Below are 3455 nucleotides of genomic sequence, written 5' to 3' on the forward strand. Positions count from 1 at the left end.
GTTCTGCGCTTTCATATCACCATGGCCAACTTGCATTGTGTTCAGATCTGAAAAGATAGTTTGAATCTGACTCACTTCTGATTCCGTTGGCATGCGTTGCTGGTAAACATCTAACAACTCCTCGGCCTCATGGTATTCGCTAATAAAATAAGCTGTTTGTCTCAATGGACCCATGCGCTTTTCAATAAAGGCGAGAGGCTCGGTTGTCGGAATACCAGAAAAAACCAGTAAATTAGCATTGCACCATGATGCCGCGGCCCGGCTTGGTCGCCAGCAGCGGCTTATGGCATGACCCAGATTCTTAATATTATAACGTTTGATAACGACCTCACGGCCAGCCAGCTTTGTGCGTACAACTGTCGCCGTATTACCGGCTTTTAATACCTGAGCGCCAGCAAATAATGCCTCAATATCACGGACGGACTGAAGTTGACTCTGTTGCCAGAAATCTCGTTTTGCTGCGACCTGCCAATGAATATTCTTTTGATAATACGTCATCGTACATGGACGAAAACATTTCTTAAGAAATTGTGTTTTGCGTTGCTGCCATGCTTTGTCTAACAGCTGACTAAACTGTTGCTGCTCATCGGCCGAATAATGCCAACCACGTCCTTCATAATAAACTTTAAGCAAAGGCATCAAATGACTACGCTGTTGCAATGAAAACTGGGCAAATAGTCTGGCCAAGTTTGTCAGGCTAGTATCTTTATCAAGTGCTTTGCCGTCACCTGACTGTTTCACAGAGCCCAGATCGATAAGCACAATCTCATCACCGCTGAGTAATAAATTATCGAGATGGATATCATCTTGATAAATGCCGCCCAAGTGTAGAGTAAGCATTAACTCTGATAGCAATGCCAAGCGCTGAGGAACCGCCGATTCAAGATGGAACGACTGGCTGTTTTCAATAAAGTCATACACCAATGCTGAACCATGTGGCTCTGAGACCGAGAGCAATAATTTGGGTGTTTTTACTGTCACAGGCTTGACCGCATCAACACCTTTTAACTCACGCTCAAAGTCTTTTTGAGCTTTTCCCTGATTGGCAAATAATTTAATCACGACATTTTTGCCGTGGCCATCTATGGCTTTCATGGCCAAGCGGCGCTCTGGCAAGTCACGCAGAATTTGCACACACTGATAGCTGTTTTGTTCTAATTGCAGCTCAAACGGCAATTGCGGTCGGCTATCAGTGCTGATAATGGCATTAATATCTGACATATTATTCAGCATATAATTTATCTGCCCGTTGTTTAACCTGCTGCCACAGATCAGCATATTGGGACAGTGCCTGGCGCAAAGGTAGTTGGGTATAGGTCTTGATAAAGCGGAACAAATCTCGCTGGGTCAGCGGCACAGCATAGGCAGAAAAATATAAACTACCCAAGTCCTTTATTTGCCAGCGTAATGGCACTTTTTTCCGAATTTGAGCACGGTGAAGGTCAATTAAATATATCGGCATTGAGGGCTGATAAACATTGGTCTCAGCAAACGACTTATCCAGCAAAAAATGACAAAGATAAAAATCTCGATGATTCATACCATTTTTATGCATGGTCCCAGCGATATGGGCTAGTTTCTGGATTAAATCGTATTTGCTTTTGAATGACGGTGGTGTCTGTCGCCACTGCTGCCCCAGATATTCCAGACTCATGGTATCGGTCAAATCATCAGTAATCACAAAAGAATGGCGTTTGGCTGGATTCCATCCTTTTTCGCCATAGCCGGCTAAGGTCATGGTATCCAGATGATGAGACTGTAAAAACTGCACCGCCTGCCATTCATTTCTGGCACTGATAATCGGTAAGCGTAGAGACAACAGATTTTTGAAAATTTCTTCCCAACCTACACCTTGATGATATTTTAGAAAGTAGCTGTGTTGTTCGACCTCGAAACGTAATGTCCGCCGCCCTTCTTTATCACGAAATATTTCACCCGGCATGGTCTGCAACCAGGGAAAAATAGCTTTATTTCGCCAAGCCTGGGCTAAGTCTTCACGTAAATACAGTGTGTGTGTTTTCATTCAGTTTTATGATGTGATTCAGTCAAACTCAGTCTTGCCTCAAAACCGCCAGTCAGTCTGAATTTTGTTAAACTGTCGATGTCGAAAAGTGAGATGTTATCATCACTACACCAGTTTAAGGGGAAGCCGTGTCATTTAAAGCCACTATCGTACGTCATCAGGCGATGATCGAAAGTCTGTTTGCACTTGAACCACAAGTCACAGCACTTGCTGCCCGAATTTCAGATTGTGTAAAACAAGGCAATAAAATTCTGTTCTTTGGCAACGGTGGCAGCGCCTCTGATGCGCAACATTTAGCAGCAGAATTTGTGGTGCGTTATCACAAAGACCGTCGACCCTATGGTGCCATCGCTTTAACTACAGACACCTCAATTCTGACGGCTCACAGCAATGATTATCAGTTTGATACGGTTTTTGATCGCCAGATTCTCGCTTTGGGACGCCCAGGCGATATCGCCATTGGATTATCCACATCAGGTAATAGTGGCAATGTTATTAACGGAATCAAGACGGCTAAGGAGATGGGTATCTGGACCTGCGCTTTCACCGGTGAAGGTGGTGGTCAGCTAGCTGACATTGCTGATGAGTGTGTGGCCGTTCCCGTCAAAGAAACCGCTCGGGTACAAGAAGGACATATTCTGATTGGTCACTGGTTGTGTGAAACCCTCGACGAGACAGACTAAATTTATTCATGACTCAAACTACTCTTCACACCGATATCGTCATTATCGGCGCAGGCATTGCTGGCTTATGGCTACATCATCGCCTTAACGATATGGGTATCCATGCTTTGCTCATAGAGAATGGGCAAATCGGCCAGGGACAAACGCTTAGCTCTCAAGGCATTATTCATGGTGGCAGTAAATATGCCCTGAACGGTGTGTTATCCAAAGCAGCGCAAGTCATCAGTACCATGCCTGCTCGCTGGAAAAACGCCCTAAATGGTGAAGGTGATATCGATCTTCGTGATGTCAAAAAATTGGCTGATCACCAACTACTCTGGTCTAAAGACAAACTGTCTTCAAAGATGGTGTCGTTTTTTGCCAGCAAAGCCTTAAGCAGCCGCATGCAGCGTGTTGATAAACGGGATGCGCCAGCATTATTTCAGGATGCAGGCTTTAAAGGCACACTCTATCAACTTGATGAGCCTGTATTAGATATTCCAAGCCTGCTGAAAAAAATCACGGCAAAATGGCGTTCGCGTATGTTATCAGTGCCTAGCAATAGCCAATACCAATGGCAACGTTCAGGACAACAGCTGGAGTCAGTTCAGGTTGGCGATATCACTATCCATGCCCAACAATTTGTGCTGACAGCAGGAGAAGGCAATGAAGTCTTATTGCAATCGCTGTCGATTAAACAACCCAGCATGCAGCGTAGACCGCTACAAATGGTCTTATGCAAGAGCCAAAACCCCAATCAACCTCTGCCG

General features: G+C 44.8%; 4 protein-coding genes. 2 read left to right on the forward strand and 2 right to left on the reverse strand.

What is annotated here, in order from left to right; genetic code table 11:
- Both B4K20_RS16395 and rfaP read right to left on the reverse strand, forming a co-directional pair.
- A partial coding sequence (locus B4K20_RS16395) for a lipopolysaccharide kinase InaA family protein (protein ID WP_289283740.1) occupies positions 1 to 1233 on the reverse strand: 1233 nt, incomplete at its 3' end.
- Positions 1223 to 2023 carry a lipopolysaccharide core heptose(I) kinase RfaP gene (gene rfaP, locus B4K20_RS16400; protein ID WP_286305675.1) on the reverse strand — a complete coding sequence of 267 codons (801 nt, stop codon included), beginning with the start codon at positions 2021 to 2023 and terminating at the stop codon, positions 1223 to 1225. The genes B4K20_RS16395 and rfaP, both read right to left, overlap by 11 nt.
- 128 nt (positions 2024 to 2151) lie before the next feature.
- Here rfaP and B4K20_RS16405 point away from each other — a divergent pair, with 128 nt between their 5' ends.
- Positions 2152 to 2706 carry a D-sedoheptulose-7-phosphate isomerase gene (locus tag B4K20_RS16405; protein WP_286305676.1) on the forward strand — a complete coding sequence of 185 codons (555 nt, stop codon included), beginning with the start codon at positions 2152 to 2154 and terminating at the stop codon, positions 2704 to 2706.
- Between the two features lie 8 nt (positions 2707 to 2714).
- On the forward strand, positions 2715 to 3455 hold a 741-nt coding region (locus tag B4K20_RS16410; RefSeq protein WP_289283741.1), incomplete at its 3' end, for an FAD-dependent oxidoreductase.

Origin of the sequence: Methylophaga sp. UBA5088 (assembly GCF_002414625.1) — a bacterium.
GTDB classification, from domain to species: Bacteria; Pseudomonadota; Gammaproteobacteria; order Nitrosococcales; family Methylophagaceae; genus Methylophaga; species Methylophaga marina.